17 protein-coding genes are annotated in these 19,197 nt (G+C 51.3%); 2 read left to right on the plus strand and 15 right to left on the minus strand.

What is annotated here, in order from left to right:
* Positions 1-27: 27 nt before the first annotated feature.
* A complete protein-coding gene (locus GJ746_RS00090; RefSeq protein WP_154678409.1) occupies positions 28-1,674 on the minus strand; it encodes a carbohydrate porin in 1,647 nt (548 codons plus the stop codon).
* Positions 1,675-1,697: 23 nt separating this feature from the next.
* Between GJ746_RS00090 and GJ746_RS00095 the strand changes: the two genes are divergently transcribed.
* Complete coding sequence (locus GJ746_RS00095) at positions 1,698-1,907, plus strand: hypothetical protein (RefSeq protein ID WP_154678410.1); 210 nt, start codon at positions 1,698-1,700, stop codon at positions 1,905-1,907.
* Positions 1,908-2,146: 239 nt separating this feature from the next.
* Here the strand turns inward: GJ746_RS00095 and phoU are convergent, their stop codons facing one another.
* The 7 genes from phoU to glmU form a co-directional block, all read right to left on the minus strand.
* On the minus strand, positions 2,147-2,872 hold the full coding sequence (gene phoU / locus GJ746_RS00100; RefSeq protein WP_004107251.1) for a phosphate signaling complex protein PhoU: 726 nt from the start codon (positions 2,870-2,872) through the stop codon (positions 2,147-2,149).
* 137 nt (positions 2,873-3,009) lie between these two features.
* A complete protein-coding gene (gene pstB, locus GJ746_RS00105; RefSeq protein WP_154678411.1) occupies positions 3,010-3,783 on the minus strand; it encodes a phosphate ABC transporter ATP-binding protein PstB in 774 nt (257 codons plus the stop codon).
* Positions 3,784-3,830: 47 nt separating this feature from the next.
* Entirely contained in the window at positions 3,831-4,721 is an 891-nt protein-coding gene (gene pstA / locus GJ746_RS00110; RefSeq protein ID WP_154678412.1) for a phosphate ABC transporter permease PstA, read from the minus strand.
* Positions 4,721-5,680 (minus strand): phosphate ABC transporter permease PstC, encoded by a 960-nt coding sequence (pstC, locus tag GJ746_RS00115; protein WP_154678413.1) that lies wholly within the window; start codon positions 5,678-5,680, stop codon positions 4,721-4,723. The genes pstA and pstC overlap by 1 nt, the downstream gene beginning before the upstream one ends.
* 168 nt (positions 5,681-5,848) lie before the next feature.
* Positions 5,849-6,889, minus strand: coding sequence for a phosphate ABC transporter substrate-binding protein PstS (gene pstS / locus GJ746_RS00120; protein ID WP_154678414.1), 1,041 nt, complete (start codon positions 6,887-6,889; stop codon positions 5,849-5,851).
* Between the two features lie 327 nt (positions 6,890-7,216).
* Positions 7,217-9,046, minus strand: coding sequence for a glutamine--fructose-6-phosphate transaminase (isomerizing) (gene glmS, locus GJ746_RS00125; protein WP_154678415.1), 1,830 nt, complete (start codon positions 9,044-9,046; stop codon positions 7,217-7,219).
* Positions 9,047-9,226: 180 nt separating this feature from the next.
* Complete coding sequence (gene glmU, locus GJ746_RS00130; protein WP_154678416.1) at positions 9,227-10,597, minus strand: bifunctional UDP-N-acetylglucosamine diphosphorylase/glucosamine-1-phosphate N-acetyltransferase GlmU; 1,371 nt, start codon at positions 10,595-10,597, stop codon at positions 9,227-9,229.
* 345 nt (positions 10,598-10,942) lie between these two features.
* On the opposite strand from glmU, the gene GJ746_RS00135 reads away from it, so the two are divergent.
* Positions 10,943-13,114, plus strand: a complete 2,172-nt coding sequence (locus tag GJ746_RS00135; protein WP_154678417.1) for a right-handed parallel beta-helix repeat-containing protein — start codon at positions 10,943-10,945, stop codon at positions 13,112-13,114.
* Between the two features lie 414 nt (positions 13,115-13,528).
* Here the strand turns inward: GJ746_RS00135 and GJ746_RS00140 are convergent, their stop codons facing one another.
* The 7 genes from GJ746_RS00140 to atpE are packed head-to-tail and all read right to left on the minus strand — an operon-like array spanning position 13,529 to position 19,160.
* Positions 13,529-13,948, minus strand: coding sequence for a F0F1 ATP synthase subunit epsilon (locus tag GJ746_RS00140; protein WP_004107274.1), 420 nt, complete (start codon positions 13,946-13,948; stop codon positions 13,529-13,531).
* A gap of 20 nt (positions 13,949-13,968) precedes the next feature.
* Positions 13,969-15,351 (minus strand): F0F1 ATP synthase subunit beta, encoded by a 1,383-nt coding sequence (gene atpD, locus GJ746_RS00145; protein WP_004107276.1) that lies wholly within the window; start codon positions 15,349-15,351, stop codon positions 13,969-13,971.
* Positions 15,352-15,377: 26 nt separating this feature from the next.
* Positions 15,378-16,241, minus strand: coding sequence for a F0F1 ATP synthase subunit gamma (gene atpG / locus GJ746_RS00150; RefSeq protein ID WP_004107278.1), 864 nt, complete (start codon positions 16,239-16,241; stop codon positions 15,378-15,380).
* A gap of 50 nt (positions 16,242-16,291) precedes the next feature.
* Entirely contained in the window at positions 16,292-17,833 is a 1,542-nt protein-coding gene (gene atpA / locus GJ746_RS00155; protein WP_139538500.1) for a F0F1 ATP synthase subunit alpha, read from the minus strand.
* Positions 17,834-17,845: 12 nt separating this feature from the next.
* Entirely contained in the window at positions 17,846-18,379 is a 534-nt protein-coding gene (gene atpH, locus GJ746_RS00160) for a F0F1 ATP synthase subunit delta (protein WP_154678418.1), read from the minus strand.
* 14 nt (positions 18,380-18,393) lie between these two features.
* Positions 18,394-18,864, minus strand: a complete 471-nt coding sequence (atpF, locus tag GJ746_RS00165) for a F0F1 ATP synthase subunit B (protein ID WP_004107293.1) — start codon at positions 18,862-18,864, stop codon at positions 18,394-18,396.
* 56 nt (positions 18,865-18,920) lie between these two features.
* Positions 18,921-19,160 carry a F0F1 ATP synthase subunit C gene (gene atpE, locus GJ746_RS00170; protein ID WP_000429386.1) on the minus strand — a complete coding sequence of 80 codons (240 nt, stop codon included), beginning with the start codon at positions 19,158-19,160 and terminating at the stop codon, positions 18,921-18,923.
* Between the last annotated feature and the right edge of the window lie 37 nt (positions 19,161-19,197).

The following is a 19,197-nucleotide window of genomic DNA, read 5'->3' on the forward strand; positions in this document are numbered from 1 at the left end:
TGAATTTTGTCCTGACCGTGGTCAGCCTTACCACCAGATTTCAGCCTGGGCGCCCACGGCAAACTGGTCGTTCTTACCGTCTTCAAAAATGCTGCTGGTATTGCTGTTAGCGGCCTTATCCAGGTCGATATCCTCCGCTTTAATATAAGTCGCATAGAAACGAATTTCCGGGCGGGAGGTCAGCATACTGGTATTAACTTTAAAGGTATGGAACAAGGTGGTTTTGTATCCGGATTCGTTATATTTATGACCGGCGATATCTTTGTTCTGCTGCCTGAAATAGCCCAGTTCGACGCCGGTCTGGTTATATTTATCCCAAATCCAGGCCGGACGTACGACGGCGCGAATAGATTCGAAATCTGAATGTGCACCGGTCTCGTAGCTATAGACATCGTTGCCAAAGGAATAAACGATGGCATTTGCCATTATGAGGTCATCCAGTAAATAGGTTTCTCCCTGAGAAGTCAGGCGAACGGCGGTACCATAGGTATGGTCGCCATAGTATCTGCCGTTAAAGGTGGTATATGGGCTGGATCCCGCATAGCGAGAGAAGCTGCTGGCGATGGAGTTATTGGCCAGCAGGAGTGAAAACTCGTTAAAACCGCCGTTATCAAACTTCTGCGTTAACGAGGTGCCCGCCATCCAGGTATCTTTCCATTCATAATATCCATTATTATCTTCATTATATTTTTCAGATGAGCTCTGATTTGCTGCGACATAACGGCCGCTCATCGTTAACGATGCGTTATCCCAGAGCGGTATTTCTTTATAACGAATATCAATGGTATTGGTATTAATCTGCTGTTTATTCTTCAGAGAGCGATCGTAATCATCGACATCTTCGCGTACTAAAGCGATATCAAATTTACCAGTCCCCACTTTCCAGTTTTCAAGGCCAACGCCCGCTGCGGCATCCGTTCTTTGCGTTTTCCAGTCCAGCATCTGAATTTCTATTTTCGGCGCACCGTGCTTCCCAACCCAGAAATCAGCGTCCGGCGCAAACGGCAGGAAACCTTTGGTATTTACATACATATCAGAGAACTGCATGTAGTTTTCACCACCAGCGTTGTCGCCGAACCAACCGGTGGAATATTGCTGTCCGACGTTACCGTCAAGCATCACGATTGCATCAACCCGCTTATTGCCTTCCTGATAGACCCGCTGCTTAAGCTGTAAATCAAACCAGCCAGAATATTCATTACCGAAGCGACCTAGCGAGCCAATAGCCCAGGACTTTGGTGAACCATGAGATGCGGTTCCCCAGCCGGAACGGTAGTAGCCGTTATAGCTAAAGCCGATTTCATCCTTCACAAACTTACTGAAGTCTTTCATCGTCATAGAGCTATAAATGGACTCACCGTTAGCCGCAGTCTGTTCATTTTTGACCAGAACCGCCGCCGGTTTTTCTGTGCCGCCGACCGGTGTGGGAGCGCTTACAACCTGCGCAGACGCATGCTGTTTATTTGTGCCGGACTGCGTATTGGCGATCCAGATTTGATTTCTGGCTTTCTCTTCATCTTTATATTTTTTTAGTTCGGTCTGCGTATCCTTGAGCGCCTTTTCCAGAAGCTCAAGACGCTGTTCGACCGTCAGCGATTCCGCCATAACATGGGTTGCAGAGGCGAACGGCGCCATAATAACTACTGCAGATGTAATCAGATTTCGTTTAAACATAAGTTCCCTTTATATAAACATGAGTGCAACTGAATATTGCGAAAAATAACCACCATCGCGAAGGCATGATTTATCTTCAGACGTTTTTGCATCGCATAAAAAAACCTGAAGAAAACTCCCTGCATAAAACAGAGGCGATTTTCTTCAGGTTTTGCCCGCCCGGCGGTAACAATCCCATTCATCAACAGCTGGTGGATTATTTGGCAAAAAAAAACCTGACATCACCCGGTTAACGGTGATGTCAGGTTTTGCCTGCTTACGCAGTAACAATCCTGTATTTTATTCGAGCCTTGTAACGACAAGTCACCCGATTTATGAGCCGCATTGTTACGCTATCAAAATCAAAAGACAATTGGCGAAATTGTTATTTGTGATGAAAAGCGCATCAATTTTTGCTAATAAAAAATGACAGCATCAGTAATCATAACTAATTCTGATATATAATTTCATCAGAATTAGTTTATGTGATTTATTACTCTTTAGGATCTTTACCAGCCAGCAGTTTATCCAGCTCATCGCCGCCAACGTGACGGAAATCCTGCCCTTTAACAAAGTAGAAAATATATTCGCAGATATTCTGACAACGGTCGCCGATACGCTCAATAGAGCGGGCGCAGAACAGCGCGGTCAGCACGCTTGGAATGGTGCGAGAATCTTCCATCATATAGGTCATCAGCTGGCGTACGATGCCTTCATACTCCTGGTCAACTTTCTTGTCTTCTCGATAGATACGCACGGCTTCATCAAGATCCATCCGGGCAAAGGCGTCCAGCACATCGTGCAGCATCTGTACGGTATGGCGTCCCAGAGACTCGAGGCTTACCAGCAGCGGCTGATGCTGCTGCGAGAATTTCTCCAGAGCAGTGCGGCAGATTTTATCCGCGACGTCACCGATACGCTCCAGCTCAGCGATGGTTTTAATAATCGCCATCACCAGACGCAGGTCGCTGGCGGTCGGCTGACGCTTGGCGATGATGCGCACGCAGGCTTCATCGATCGCGACTTCCATCATATTGACCTGTTTATCGCCATCGATAACGCGCTTTGCCAGTTCGCTATCCTGATTATGCATCGCGGTGATCGCATCAGAAAGCTGCTGCTCCACCAGCCCACCCATCGTCATCACCTGAGTGCGGATGTATTCCAGTTCGGCATTGAACTGGCCGGAAATATGTTTGTTAAGATTTAAATTGTCCATCATTTCTCCAGATACCCAAAAGATTTCGAGCGAGAACAAGGCGGCAACTACGCGAATCCCCGGAAGCGTAGTCTGCTACGTGACCGGGGTGAGCAAAGGCAGCCAACGCGGTTATCGCTTGAAAGCTGAAGGGCATATCAACCGTAACGGCCAGTAATGTAGTCTTCGGTTTGCTTCTTAGCGGGCTTGGTAAACAGATCGTCCGTGTTGCTGAATTCAATCAGCTCGCCAAGGTACATAAATGCCGTATGGTCGGAACAACGCGCAGCCTGCTGCATGTTGTGGGTCACGATAACGACGGTGTAATCCTGTTTCAGCTCGGTGATCAGCTCTTCAATACGCCCGGTAGAGATCGGGTCCAGCGCCGAGCAGGGCTCATCAAGCAGCAGAACTTCCGGACGAATCGCGATACCGCGAGCGATGCACAGGCGCTGCTGCTGACCACCGGAGAGAGAATATCCGCTCTGGTGCAGTTTATCTTTGGTTTCATTCCACAATGCGGCTTTGCTCAAAGCCCACTGGACTCGTTCGTCCATATCCGCGCGGGAGAGTTTCTCAAACAGACGCACGCCAAAGGCGATGTTGTCATAGATAGACATCGGGAACGGCGTCGGCTTCTGGAAAACCATGCCAACTTTCGCGCGCAGCAGCGCGATATCCTGGGTGTTAGTCAGAATATTATCGCCATCCAGCAGAATTTCACCTTCCGCACGCTGCTCCGGGTACAGCTCAAACATTTTGTTGAACGTACGCAGCAGCGTAGACTTACCGCAGCCTGATGGACCGATAAACGCCGTAACCTGGTTTTTGGTGATATCCAGGTTGATATTCTTCAGGGCATGGAATTTTCCGTAGTAGAAGTTCAGGTTACGAACTGAAAGTTTACCCGGGGTCGTATTCACCATACTCATCTCGTTCTCTTCCTCATTCGACGCCGCGTTTCGCCGCGCCGCAAAAATTAACCGTGTTTATTCTTCGCGAAAATAACGCGCGCCAGAATGTTCAGCAGCAATACGCACAGAGTGATTATCAATACCCCGGCCCATGCCAGTTGCTGCCACTCCGCAAACGGACTCATGGCAAATTTGAAAATCGTCACCGGTAGGTTAGCGATCGGCTGCATCATATCGGTACTCCAGAACTGGTTGGAGAGCGCGGTAAACAGCAGCGGCGCCGTTTCCCCGGCGATACGAGCGATGGCCAGCAGAATACCGGTCATAATGCCGGATACCGATGCTTTCAGGGTGATGGCGGAGATCATGCGCCACTTAGGCGTACCGAGCGCATAGGCCGCCTCGCGCAGGCTGTCCGGGACCAGCTTCAGCATGTTTTCGGTAGTACGAATCACGATAGGCACCTGCAGCAGCGCCAGCGCAATCACGCCCGCCCAGCCGGAAAAGTGCTGCATCTGCGCAACGACGATGGTGTAGACAAACAGGCCAACAACAATCGACGGTGCGGAAAGCAGGATATCGTTAATAAAACGAATGATTTCGGCCAGCCAGGATTTACGACCGTACTCCGCCAGATAAATCCCTGCCAGAATGCCCAACGGCGTACCAATAACCGTGGACCATAGTATTAACAGACCGCTGCCCGCGAGGGCGTTAGCCAGACCACCGCCTGCCGTGTTTGGCGGTGGCGTCATTTCAGTAAACAGCGCCAGGCTCATACCGTCGATACCGCGGGTGACGGTAGACATCAGGATCCAGATGAGCCAGAACAAACCAAACGCCATCGTTGCCATCGACAGCGTCAGGGCGAGGCGGTTTTTCATGCGGCGTTTCGCCTGCATCTTACGGCGGGATTCCGCCAGCTCAGCGGAGGTTTGCAATTCAATCGTCGCCATTAGCGCGCCCCCTCGTTCTTAGCCAGACGCGTAATCATTAACTTCGATGCGGCCAGAACAATAAAGGTGATAACGAACAGAATCAGCCCCAGCTCCATCAACGCAGCAACGTGCAGGCCGGTTTCCGCTTCGGCAAACTCATTAGCCAGCGCGGAAGTAATACTGTTGCCGGGCATATATAACGAAGCGCTATCAAGCTGGTAAGTGTTGCCGATAATAAAGGTTACCGCCATGGTTTCCCCTAGCGCGCGCCCTAATCCAAGCATGATGCCGCCAATAACGCCGTTTTTAGTAAAGGGCAGAACGATACGCCAGATAACTTCCCACGTCGTACAGCCGATACCATAAGCCGACTCTTTCATCATCACCGGCGTCTGTTCGAAAACGTCACGCATAACGGCTGCGATATAAGGAATGATCATAATGGCCAGAATGACGCCCGCAGCCAGAATACCGATACCAAATGCCGGGCCCGCAAAAAGCGCGCCAACGAACGGAATGGTAGACAGGACGTTGCCAACCGGCTCCTGGAAGTAAGTCGCAAACAGCGGGGCGAAAATAAACAGGCCCCACATGCCGTAAACGATACTCGGGATCGCGGCCAGCAGCTCGATGGCAATACCCAGCGGGCGTTTAAGCCAGGCTGGCGACAGTTCGGTCAGGAACAGTGCGATACCGAAGCTTACCGGTACGGCGATCAGCAGCGCGATAAATGATGTGACCAGCGTTCCGTAAATAGGCACCAGGGCACCGAAAATCTGATTCGGCGCATCCCACTCTTTGGTCCACAGGAAGGAGAAGCCAAATTTCTCAATGCTTGGCCAGGAAGAGATGATGAGAGAGACGATGATGCCGCCAAGCATCAATAGCACAATCAGCGCCGCCAGTTTCACCAGCACGCTGAAAATTATGTCACCCTTTTTCCCCGGAGGGTTAAATGCCGGCTTGGTTGCAGCCATAAGTTACTCTTCAGTTTCGGGCCAGAAAAACACGTAGTTTACTGATCTTTCTGGCAAAGGTAATGCCATACCCTAAATAATTCGAGCTACAGGAAGACGGCCAACTTATGCCTAATCACGCTATGTGACCGGGGTACACCGCTGCTGCAGCTCGAAAAATGACGGGTATTAGTACAGCGCTTTACCGCTGCTGTCCTTTACGTTGGTCTTCCATGCTGCGCGAACTTGCTCAACCACGTTTTCCGGCAGAGTGGCATAATCCAGCGCGTTTGCTTCTTTACCACCGTTTTTGTATGCCCAGTCGAAGAACTTCAGCACTTCAGCGGTCTGCTCTGGCTTGTTGGAAGCCTTATGCACCAGGATGAAGGTCGTTGAGGTGATCGGCCACGCGTTATCGCCTTTCTGGTTAGTCAAATCCTGTGCAAAGGATTTGCTCCAGTCGATTCCTTTCGCAGCATTAGCGAAATTATCTTCAGTTGGACTCACCGGCTTACCGTCAGCAGACAGCAGTTTGGTGTAAGCAAGGTTGTTTTGTTTCGCGTAAGCATACTCAACGTAGCCGATAGAGCCAGGCAGACGCTGAACGAAAGCGGCAATGCCGTCGTTGCCTTTACCACCCAGTCCGGTCGGCCAGTTTACGGTAGAGCCAGCGCCAATTTTAGATTTCCACTCTTCGTTCACTTTCGCCAGGTAGCTGGTGAAAACGAAGGAAGTACCGGAGCCATCCGCACGGCGGACGACAGCGATATTCTGAGAAGGCAGCTTCAGGCCAGGGTTGAGCTTAGCAATGGCCTCGTCATCCCATTTTTTAATTTTGCCCAGGTAGATGTCACCCAACGTTTTACCGTCGAGCACCAGCTCACCGGATTTTACACCCGGCAGGTTGATAGCCAGTACCACGCCGCCGATAACGGTCGGGAACTGGAACAGACCTTCCTGAGCCAGTTTGTCATCGGCCAGAGGAGCATCAGAAGCACCGAAGTCAACGGTGTTGGCGGTGATCTGTTTTACGCCACCAGAAGAACCAATACCCTGGTAATTGACTTTATTACCCGTCTCTTTCTGGTAGGTATCAGCCCATTTGGCATACACCGGAGCAGGAAAAGTAGCACCTGCGCCAGTCAGGCTTGCTGCTGCGAATGCAGAGAAAGCGCTCATCGATAAGGTCGCGGCGACAACTGTTGCGACGGTGGTACGCATAACGTTCATAATGTCTCCTGCTGGATTCGTAAACCATTGTTTCGAAGCTATGGTGAGCAAAATAGGACAAACAGGTGACAGTAAAATGTACGAATTATTACAGTTTTATGACACACCAAAATGCAGGTTTTAATGATAAATAAAAACAATATAAATCATATTGTTAATTTAAATAATGATGAAAAGATTAGCGGAAAATTTTATTTTTATGACAGGCAAAAAGCGTATTAAAAATGACAGACTGTCATAAAGCGGGTGGAACAACAGCCGCTATCCAACCCATACGGATAACAAAAAGGGCTGCCGGAAGGCAGCCCTTTCAACGGTGTAAATTCGTTATTCCACGGTCACCGATTTCGCCAGGTTACGCGGCTGGTCAACGTCAGTACCTTTAATCAGCGCGACGTGATATGCCAGCAGCTGCAGCGGTACGGTATAGAAGATTGGCGCAATCACCTCTTCAACATGCGGCATCTCAATGATGTGCATATTGTCGCTGCCGGTGAAACCCGCATCGCCGTCGGCGAAAACGTACAGCTGACCGCCGCGGGCGCGAACTTCTTCAATGTTGGATTTCAGTTTTTCCAGCAGTTCGTTGTTCGGTGCCACCACCACTACCGGCATTTCCGCATCAATCAGCGCCAGCGGACCGTGCTTCAGCTCGCCGGCGGCATAGGCTTCCGCGTGAATATAGGAGATCTCTTTCAGCTTCAGCGCCCCTTCAAGGGCGATTGGATACTGATCGCCGCGGCCAAGGAACAGCGCGTGGTGTTTGTCAGAGAAATTCTCAGCCAACGCTTCAATACGCTTGTCCTGCGAGAGCACCTGCTCAATGCGGCTTGGCAGCGCCTGCAGACCATGCACGATATCGTGTTCGATAGCGGCATCCTGACCTTTGAGGCGAGCCAGTTTCGCCACCAGCATCAGCAGAACGGTCAGCTGCGTCGTGAACGCCTTGGTCGAGGCAACGCCAATTTCCGTCCCGGCGTTGGTCATCATCGCCAGATCGGACTCTCGCACCAGTGATGAACCCGGCACGTTACAGATCGCCAGCGAACCCAGATAGCCCAGCTCTTTCGACAGACGCAGACCAGCCAGCGTATCCGCCGTCTCGCCGGACTGCGAGAGGGTGATCATCAGACTGTTACGACGCACGGCCGATTTACGATAGCGGAACTCAGAAGCGATTTCGACATCGCACGGCACACCGGCCAGCGACTCAAACCAGTAGCGGGAAACCATACCTGAGTTATAGGAGGTACCGCAGGCGATAATCTGGATATGCTCAACCTGGGACAGCAGCTCGTTAGCTTTCGGGCCCAGCTCGCTCAGATCAACCTCGCCATGGCTAATACGCCCGGAAAGGGTGTTTTTGATAGCGTTTGGCTGCTCGTAGATCTCTTTTTGCATATAGTGGCGATAGATACCTTTATCACCCGCATCGTACTGCAGATTGGATTCAATATCCGGGCGCAGCACTTCCGCACCTGATTTATCAAAGACAGTCACCGAGCGGCGGGTAACTTCCGCAATATCGCCCTCTTCGAGGAAGATAAAGCGGCGGGTAACCGGTAACAGCGCCAGCTGATCGGAGGCGATGAAGTTTTCTCCCATGCCCAGGCCAATCACCAGCGGGCTACCTGAACGAGCGGCCAGCAGCGTACCCGGATCGCGGGAATCCATGATCACCGTGCCGTAAGCGCCGCGCAGCTGCGGGATAGTGCGCAGAACGGCATCACGCAGAGTACCGCCTTGCTCCAGTTCCCAATGCACCAGGTGCGCAATAACTTCAGTGTCCGTCTCGGAGGCAAATACGTAGCCCCTTGACTGCAGCAGCTCGCGCAGCGGCTCATGGTTTTCGATGATCCCGTTATGCACCACTACAATATGGTCAGAAACATGCGGATGCGCATTACCTTCAGATGGCTCACCATGCGTCGCCCAGCGGGTATGGGCAATCCCGGTCCCGCCGTGTAACGGATGTTCTTCCAACGCCTGAGCCAGCATCTGGACTTTCCCAAGGCGACGAACGCGGTTCATATGACCTTCGTTATCGACGACCGCCAGACCGGCGGAGTCATAACCGCGGTATTCCAGACGACGTAAACCTTCGAGAAGGATTTCAGCAATATCACGCTGCGCGACTGCGCCAACAATTCCACACATAGTTTTTAATTCCGATTTTGGCTGTATGCCATACGTTGTCGGTCAACCTGTTTGCCCGTATTTCGGGCGCCCCGAGCCTTGTAGAGAGTGGGGTTATTTTTATAGGTACTGCCGTGGGGGGAGGATTATTTTATCCCCTCACCCCGCTCTTTCCCCCGAAAGGGCGAAAGAGAAATAGCGTTACTTTTTCTTCACCGGACGCTGCCAGCCCTGTTTATGGACCTGCGGTACGCGGCTTAAAACTAATTCGTTATCGGCAACATTGCGCGTTACCGTTGTTCCAGCAGCGATAGTGACGCCGTTGCCAACGGTTACCGGAGCCACCAGTTGGCTATCGGAACCGACAAACACATCATCGCCAATCACCGTTTTGTGCTTATTTGCGCCATCATAGTTACAGGTGATAGTGCCAGCGCCGATATTAACGTTATCGCCAATCTCAGCGTCACCAAGATAGGAGAGATGTCCGGCTTTAGTGCCTTTACCCAGGCGCGCCTTTTTAATTTCGACAAAGTTGCCAACGTGCGCGCCTTCCAGAAGCTCCGCACCCGGACGCAGGCGAGCGAATGGGCCGATAGTGCAGGCGGCTTCCAGGTGAGCATCTTCCACCACCGTATAGGGGCTGATTTCGCAGTCATCGCCAATGACGCTGTTCTTGATGACGCAACCGGTACCAATCTTCACCCGATTGCCCAGCGTCACGTTCCCTTCGAGGATAACGTTAGTATCAATTTCAACATCTCGCCCATGTTTGAGCACGCCGCGCAGATCAAAACGTGCCGGATCGCGCAGCATAACGCCTGCGAACAGCAGTCTATCCGCCTGTTCAGACTGCCAGACGCGTTCAAGGCGGGATAACTGCAGGCGATTATTCACGCCTTCCACTTCACTTAAACGTTGGGGATGAACCGCGGCAATTTCACGGCCCTCGGCGTAGGCCATGGCGATAATATCGGTGATATAGTATTCGCCCTGAACGTTGTTATTTGTCAGTTTAGCCAGCCAGCGTTTAAGATCCGCGCCGTTGGCGACCAGGATGCCGGTATTAATCTCCTGAATCTTTCGCTGTTCTTCGCTGGCATCTTTATGCTCAACAATCCCCGTTACCGTGCCGTTATCACGCGTAATGCGGCCATAGCCGGTTGGATCCTCAAGCTTCACCGTCAACAAACCAATGCCGCCCTGCGGTTTCGCTTCCCGTAGACGCTTCAATGTTTCAACAGAGATCAGCGGCACGTCGCCGTACAGCATCAGAATATCTTCATCGTCGCTGAAGAACGGCGCCGCCTGCTGCATAGCATGACCGGTACCAAGCTGTTCAGCCTGTAAGACCCAGTTAAGATTATCTTCGTGCAGCGTCTGGCGCAGCAGATCGCCGCCGTGCCCATAGACCAGATGCACGGCTGAAGCACCTAATTCTTTAGCTGCATCAATAACATGCTGCACCATTGGCTTACCAGCCAGACAATGCAATACCTTGGGAAGATCGGAATACATGCGGGTACCTTTGCCGGCGGCAAGAATGACCACGCTCATAGGACTGTTTGACATACGCATCCTGACTGCTGTTGGAACGAAAAGTAAAAGCCTTTCACGTTGAAATATCTACATATTTTTCATCATGAAACGAGACGAAGATAAAACGCGCAGGCTCAGCGCTATACACCATTTTAGAGCGCTATTTTTAGCCAGCGCAAACCTGTTCAGGGCAAAAAAATCAATATTACGAGCAGCAATACTAGCTATCCCACTGCTTTTGCTGTTTTTTTGATGCCTGAATAAAGAAAAATAATAAAATAAAACACAGTTTTAATATTCATTTATTGTGACGCGATAAATAGAAACGCCATTTCATTTTCCTGATAATACCGCTCAATAATTACCCAGGAGAAAAAAATGAATAACAAAATACCTTTGGCATTAACCCTTTGCAGCTCGATAATCGCGCTACCACTGCAGGCCAACGAAGGTTATCAATGGCGGGCTATCGCCTTCGGGCAATCCACAGACAGTAATTTCTCCTCCAACGTGCTGCCGGAAAAGATCGGCGTCAATGATGTCACAATTGCTGGCAAAAAACTGAATCCTGCAGACCTCGCCGATCTTAGCCAGCCCATAACTATTGAGAGCCGCGGCGGAAAAATTGCCAATTCCCACGATGGGTTAACCTTCTTTTATACCGAGCTACCTGCCAGCCAGAATTTTATCCTGCAGGCAACGGTGACCGTCAATCAGTTCGGTCCGGAAAATGGCGCACGTCCGGCAGCCCAGGAAGGGGCGGGATTGCTGGTACGCGATGTGATTGGTATAGCGCGTCAACAGCCGCTAAAAGTCGGCTATGAAGAGTTTCCTGCGGCATCTAATATGGTGATGAACGCCATTATGACCCAGGATAAAAAAGATCACTCGCATATCAAACTCCAGGCTATCAGCCGAGAAGGGATAACCCAACCATGGGGTAATGCTGGCGCATCAATAAAGCGTGAGAGCTATAAAGAGAAAATCGATTTAAAGCAAACGCCGACTTTTCAACTCAAGCTGGAACGTACCAACGACGGATTCATTACCTCATGGGCTGCGACAGGCAGCAATGAATGGATTAGTCAGCAGGTTCCTCATGCAGATCTGATTACACAACAGGATAAAGAACATTACTACGTCGGTTTTTTTGCTTCGCGTAACGCAAAAATCACCGTCAGCAACGCTTCACTCACGACCTCCGCGGCAAATACAGTCCCCTCAGCGCCATATGTTGCCAAAAGCTGGCCGCCGGTCATGCAGATTGCCTCAGGCGCAAAAAGCCAGGGCAAAGAGTATATACTCCAGGCGCGAACCAACAGTGACGGACGCATAACCGTTCGTCAGGATGAAGTGGTGATCTGGCAGGATAAAACCGTGAAGGCCGGAGAGATGTTTATCCTGCCTGCCGTTCTGCAAGAGAAAAGCACGTTCGAAGTCATCTTCACTCCAGCCACCAGCGCAAAAACGTTAACCCAGACGCTGACGGTTGAACAAAGTGCCAAAGTGACAGGAAATAAGCTTTATGCTGCTCCAGAGGGACAACCGCAGGCTAAAGGGACGGTAGACTCTCCTTTGGATTTAGCCTCCGCAGTAGAGCTGGTGCCTGCTGGCGGGGAAATTATATTAGCCGCCGGTGATTACCCGCAAACGACGATACCTCTTAGCGCCAGCGGCCTGAAAGACCAGACCAAGACCCTGAAAGCCGACGGTAAAGCCGTCATTCATGGCCTGTTGCTGGATGCCAGCTACTGGCATCTCGCTGGAATAGACATTACGGACAAGAGTCTGCGTATTCAGGGTAGCCATAACCTGATTGAGAACGTCACGGCTTATCGTAACGATGATACCGGCATTCAAATTTCCTCTCCGCCGGACGTTGGTCGCCCGCTGTGGGCCAGCTATAACCGGGTGGTGAATTCTGAATCTTTTAATAACGAAGACCCGGGGAAAATTAACGCCGATGGTTTTGCGGTGAAGATGCGCGTAGGGGAAGGAAACCGGCTGGAAGGCTGTTACTCACACGATAATATTGATGACGGCTTCGACCTGTTCAACAAGATTGAAGATGGCGCCAACGGAGTTGTGGTGATCGAGAATTCCATTGCCCGCAATAATACCAGCAACGGTTTTAAGCTCGGCGGGGAAGGGCAGCCGGTTGCTCATGAGGTACGTAATAGCATCGCCATCGGGAACCATCTCGACGGTTTTACCGACAACTTTAATCCCGGCAAGCTGGTGGTGGTCAACAACGTCGCCGTAGATAATCAGCGCTTTAACTACATATTCCGCCCAAGCCCTTATGGCGCCCCGGAAACACAGGGGATCTTCAGCGATAACCTTTCCTTGCGCAGCCAGCCGGGGAAATATGACGATGCCGTTGTCGGAAACATTGACGACAGTAACTACTTTATCCACGGCGGCAAAAGCATTAACGCTCAAGGAAAGAGCATTAACAACACCGACTATCAAAGTCTGGCCCTGCCGGAACCGCTAATACGTGAGGCCGACGGCAGCTTCAACACTGGTAACTTCCTCAGCCGCAATTAGTTCGCCACTGTAAAAGCACAAAGGTCGCTCAGAGCGACCTTTTTACTTTCTTTCCTGCTTCACACCGCATGTGTTGTCGTTTTAGTTAGCGGTACAGCGCAAAAGCAGATATGGATAGTTTGATTCTTAGTTATTAAAAGTACCGAAAGTGACGTTCATAGCACTGAAGAAAGCGATGATTTTGTTGAGCAGTTTCATGATGTCTTCCTGGATAGTAATTACATTTTGACTAACTATTTTTGTGATTTAAATCACAAAAAGAAGTCTACGCTCAATTTTTAAGTCGATCAATAAAAATGAGACCTATATCACAAAAATATTAAACTGGCTTTTCAGTTTCGGTTTTTCTGAAACGAAACCATAAAAAAAGCCAGCCTGGAAAACCAGACTGGCTTTTTAACTTTCAAGCCGGTGTTACATCGCTTTTTTGGTCAACTCGATAACGCGCAGTTTAGCGATCGCTTTGGCCAGTTCCGCAGACGCCTGAGCGTAATCCACATCACCATGAGAGCTCTTAATGTGCTCTTCAGCCTTACGTTTCGCTTCCAGAGCTCGCGCTTCGTCGAGATCCTGGCCACGAATTGCCGTATCAGCCAGAACGGTCGTGCTGCCCGGCTGCACTTCAAGAATGCCGCCTGACAGGTAGATAAACTCTTCGTGACCGTGCTGCTTAACGATGCGAATCATACCAGGCTTAATGGCGGTGAGCAGCGGCGCGTGACCCGGGTAAATACCCAGTTCACCTTCGCTACCCGTTACCTGGATTTTCTCGACCAGACCAGAGAACATTTGTTTCTCTGCGCTGACGACGTCCAGGTGGTAAGTCATTGCCATATCACCCTCCGATTAAGGCGTTAAAGTTTTTTGGCTTTTTCCACGGCTTCGTCGATAGAACCGACCATGTAGAACGCCTGCTCCGGCAGGTGATCGTATTCGCCTTCCATGATGCCTTTAAAGCCACGGATGGTGTCTTTCAGGGAGACGTATTTGCCCGGAGAACCGGTAAATACTTCTGCCACGAAGAACGGCTGGGACAGGAAGCGCTGAATCTTACGCGCGCGAGCTACCACCAGTTTATCCTCTTCAGACAGCTCATCCATACCCAGGATGGCGATAATGTCTTTCAGTTCCTGATAACGCTGCAGGATGGACTGAACGCCACGAGCGGTGTCGTAGTGCTCCTGACCAACAACCAGCGGATCGAGCTGACGGCTGGTGGAATCCAGCGGGTCAACTGCCGGGTAAATACCCAGAGAGGCGATCTGACGGCTCAGTACCACGGTGGCGTCAAGGTGCGCAAAGGTGGTTGCTGGAGACGGGTCAGTCAAGTCATCCGCCGGTACGTATACCGCCTGTACGGAAGTGATCGAACCGGTTTTGGTAGAGGTGATACGTTCCTGCAGAACGCCCATCTCTTCCGCCAGAGTCGGCTGGTAACCTACCGCTGAAGGCATACGACCCAGCAGCGCGGATACTTCAGTACCGGCCAGGGTGTAACGATAGATGTTATCGACGAACAGCAGAACGTCACGACCTTCGTCACGGAACTTCTCAGCCATGGTCAGACCGGTCAGCGCAACGCGCAGACGGTTTCCCGGCGGCTCGTTCATCTGGCCATACACCAGGGATACTTTATCGATAACGTTGGAGTCAGTCATTTCGTGGTAGAAGTCGTTACCCTCACGAGTACGTTCACCTACGCCCGCAAACACGGAGTAACCGGAGTGCTCGATCGCGATGTTACGGATCAGCTCCATCATGTTTACGGTTTTACCTACACCCGCACCACCGAACAGACCAACTTTACCGCCCTTCGCAAACGGACACATCAGGTCGATAACTTTGATGCCGGTTTCCAGCAGTTCCTGAGAGTTTGACAACTCTTCGTAGGAAGGCGCTGCGCGGTGGATAGCCCAACGCTCTTCTTCGCCGATGTCGCCTTTCATGTCTACCGGTTGACCCAGTACGTTCATGATACGACCCAGCGTTGCTTTACCTACCGGGACTTCGATCGGGTGCTCAAGGTCTTTAACTTCCAGACCACGACGCAGACCGTCGGAAGAACCCATAGCGATGGTACGAACAATACCGCCGCCGAGCTGCTGCTGAACTTCCAGCACCAGATTCTCACTACCATTTTGTACCTCAAGAGCCTCGTACACGCGCGGTACGGCATCCTGAGGGAATTCGACGTCGACCACGGCGCCGATTACCTGGACAATTTTTCCAGTAGCCATCTTGAATCCTCTACGAATTAACCTGGTTATACCGCGGATGCTCCACCGACGATCTCGGTGAGTTCCTGAGTAATGCTGGCCTGACGAGCTTTGTTGTATACCAACTGCAGCTCTTTAATCAGGCTGCCGCCATTGTCGGTCGCGGCTTTCATCGCCACCATACGTGCGGCCTGCTCGCTGGCCAGGTTTTCTACCACGCCCTGATAAACCTGAGATTCCACATAACGACGCAGCAGGGTATCCAGCAGCGCTTTCGGATCGGGTTCATACAGGTAATCCCAGGATTTACGCTTCAACTCACCATCTTCTGAAGCCGGTAACGGCAGCAGCTGAGTAATGGTTGGAACCTGAGACATGGTGTTAATAAATTTGTTGCTGACAATATACAGCTTGTCCAGACGGCCTTCATCGTAGGCCTGCAACATCACTTTTACCGGACCGATCAGTTCGGACAGGGATGGGTTATCCCCCATACCCGTCACCTGGGCGACAACATTACCGCTAACGGAATTAAAGAAAGACACGCCCTTCGAGCCGATCATTGCGAGTTCGCACTGAACGCCTTTATCGGACCATGCTTTCATTTCCGCCAGCAGCTTTTTGAACAGGTTAATGTTCAAGCCACCACACAGACCACGGTCGGTAGACACCACCAGGTAGCCCACGCGTTTAACGTCGCGTTCTTCCAGGTAAGGGTGCTTATATTCCAGATTACCGTTCGCAAGGTGACCGATCACTTTGCGCATAGTATCTGCATAAGGACGGCTGGCTGCCATGCGCTCCTGCGATTTACGCATTTTGGAAGCGGCGACCATTTCCATCGCTTTAGTGATCTTTTGCGTGTTCTGGACGCTTGCGATCTTACTACGTATCTCTTTTGCGCCGGCCATGAGCTTCTCCTCAATGCCTTGCGGCCTGCTCTAAAGCAAGCCGCCAGACTTTACCAGGATTGGGTTGCTTTGAAGGAATCGAGGATGCCTTTCAGCTTGCCTTCGATTTCGTCGTTATAGCCACCGGACTGGTTGATCTCTTGCATCAACGGAGCATGATCACGGTCGACGTAAGCCAGCAGAGCGGCTTCAAAACTACCGATTTTCGCCAGCTCTACATCAGCCAGATAACCACGTTCTGCCGCGAACAGAACCAGAGACTGCTGCGCAACGGACATCGGCGCATACTGTTTCTGTTTCAGCAGTTCAGTTACTTTCTGACCGTGGTCCAGCTGCTTACGGGTTGCATCGTCAAGGTCAGAGGCAAACTGGGAAAACGCCGCCAGTTCGCGATACTGTGCCAGAGCGGTACGAATACCACCGGACAGTTTCTTCATGATCTTGGTCTGAGCAGCACCACCAACACGGGATACGGAGATACCCGGGTTAACCGCAGGACGAATACCGGAGTTAAACAGGTTGGTTTCCAGGAAGATCTGACCATCGGTAATGGAGATTACGTTGGTCGGAACGAACGCAGAAACGTCACCCGCCTGGGTTTCGATAATCGGCAGCGCAGTCAGAGAACCGGTTTTACCTTTCACTTCACCTTTGGTGAAAGCTTCAACGTATTCAACGTTAACGCGTGCAGCACGCTCCAGCAGACGAGAGTGGAGGTAGAATACGTCGCCCGGGAATGCTTCACGTCCTGGCGGACGACGGAGCAGCAGGGAGATCTGGCGGTAAGCGACAGCCTGTTTAGACAGGTCATCATAAATGATCAGCGCATCTTCGCCGCGGTCGCGGAAGTATTCACCCATTGCACAACCGGCATACGGCGCCAGGTATTGCAGTGCAGCAGATTCAGATGCGGTAGCAACCACAACGATGGTGTTAGCCAGCGCGCCGTGTTCTTCCAGTTTACGCACCACGTTAGAAATGGTGGACGCTTTCTGGCCGATTGCCACGTACACGCACTTGATGCCGGAATCACGCTGGTTGATGATGGCGTCGATTGCCAGAGCGGTTTTACCGGTCTGACGGTCGCCGATGATCAGTTCACGCTGACCACGACCGATTGGGATCATGGCATCAACGGATTTATAACCGGTCTGTACCGGCTGATCGACGGACTGACGTTCGATTACGCCCGGAGCGATAGCTTCAACTGCGGAGAAGCCGTCGTGCTCCAGCGGACCTTTACCATCAATCGGTGCACCCAGGGTGTTAACCACACGTCCCAGCAGGCCACGGCCAACCGGAACTTCAAGGATACGGCCAGTACATTTAACCTTCATGCCTTCGGCGAGGTCAGCGTACGGACCCATAACAACCGCACCAACGGAGTCGCGCTCCAGGTTCAGTGCGATTGCGTAACGGTTACCCGGCAGAGCGATCATCTCACCCTGCATACAATCGGCCAGGCCGTGAATGCGGATAACACCGTCACTGACAGAAACGATAGTACCTTCGTTATGAGCCTCGCTCACAACATTGAACTGAGCAATGCGCTGCTTGATCAGTTCGCTGATTTCGGTGGAATTCAGTTGCATGCTCCAGTCCCCTTAAGACTGCAAGACGTCTGCAAGGCGTTCAAGACGGCCGCGTACGCTACCATCAATGACCATATCACCCGAGCGGATGATTACGCCTGCCATTACAGACTTATCGATTTTGCAATTCAGCTTAACTTTGCGTGACAGACGTTTTTCCATCGCGCTGGCGATTTTCGCAAGCTGTTCTTCACTCATTTGGGCGGCAGAAGTAACTTCTACCTCTGCGGTTGCCTCACTGGCAGCGCGCAGGTGAATGAACTGCTCGAGAACATCAGGGAGCGCATTCAGACGACCGTTTTCAGCCATTACCCGAATCAGGTTTTGACCGTTCTCGTCCAGTTGCTCACCACAAACCGCGATAAACGCATCAGAGAGCGTTTCCGGCGCCAGTGCGCCAGAGAGTAGCTCTGCCATTTGTTCGTTTTTAGTCACTTCAGCGGCAAACGCCAGCATATCCTGCCAGCGTTCAACACTGTTGTGTTCGACGGCAAAGTCAAAAGCTGCTTTGGCGTAGGGGCGAGCTACCGTTACAAATTCAGACATCAGCCCCTCCCTCCTTACAGTTCAGCGACAAGTTTATCCACGATGTCGCTGTTAGCAGCTTCATCCACGGAACGTTCGATGATCTTCTCGGCGCCAGCAACAGCCAGGATAGCGACCTGCTTACGCAGCTCCTCACGAGCACGTTTACGTTCGGCATCAATTTCAGCCTGCGCCTGTGCGACGATTTTGGTGCGTTCCTGTTCTGCTTCAGCTTTGGCTTCGTCCAGGATCTGAGAGCGACGCTTGTTAGCCTGCTCGATGATTACCTGGGCTTCCGCTTTCGCTTTTTTCAGCTGGTCGGTCGCGTTGGCCTGTGCAAGGTCCAAATCTTTCTTAGCGCGTTCTGCAGAAGCCAAACCGTCAGAAATTTCTTTCTGGCGCTTTTCGATGGCAGCCATTAACGGCGGCCATACATACTTCATGCAGAACCATACGAAGATAACAAACGCGATGGCCTGGCCGAGGATTGTTGCGTTCATGTTCACAGCACAATACCTCTTAAAAAATAACTCTGTGGCTTAGGTTTCTTTCGAACAACTTACTACGCGACGGCGAACATCACGTACAGACCCAGACCTACAGCGATCATCGGGATAGCATCCACCAGACCCATAACGATAAAGAACTGAGTACGCAGCAGAGGAATCAGATCCGGTTGACGCGCTGCGCCTTCCAGGAATTTACCCCCGAGGATGCCGATACCGATCGCAGCACCGATTGCCGCCAGACCCATCATCACAGCGGCAGCCATGTACAGCAGATCCATATTCAGGTTTTCCATGACAGTCTCCAGTTTGTTTCAGTTAAAACGTAGTATG

Source organism: Klebsiella oxytoca (genome assembly GCF_009707385.1).
GTDB lineage: Bacteria > Pseudomonadota > Gammaproteobacteria > Enterobacterales > Enterobacteriaceae > Klebsiella > Klebsiella oxytoca_C.